General features: G+C 66.4%; 1 protein-coding gene. It reads left to right on the top strand.

The genetic code is table 11. The features are described 5' to 3' along the window. A partial coding sequence (locus IO36_RS36195) for a TerB family tellurite resistance protein (RefSeq protein WP_037626657.1) occupies nucleotides 1-259 on the top strand: 259 nt, incomplete at both ends.

Raw genomic sequence — 259 nt, 5'->3', positions numbered from 1 at the left:
CCAGCTCATCGCGACGAACGAGGTCCTGCAGAACTTCGACGCCGTGGACCTGCAGCGCCGTTTCGACGAGAACCTGAACAAGCTGACCGCCGACTTCGCGCTCGGCAAGGTCAGCGTCCTCCAGGAGATCGCCAAGGCGAAGAAGAAGCCCGCCGAGGCCCGCGCCGTCATCCAGATCGGCATCGTCATCGGCGGCGCCGACGGCGACTTCGACAAGACCGAGCAGGCCGTCGTGCGCGAGGCGTGCTTCACGCTCGAC

The sequence above is a fragment of the Streptomyces aureus genome, from assembly GCF_000725495.1.
Lineage (GTDB): Bacteria > Actinomycetota > Actinomycetes > Streptomycetales > Streptomycetaceae > Streptomyces > Streptomyces aureus_B.
Note: the sequence above shows the minus strand (reverse complement) of the source record. Positions and strands in the feature narration are given on the sequence as shown.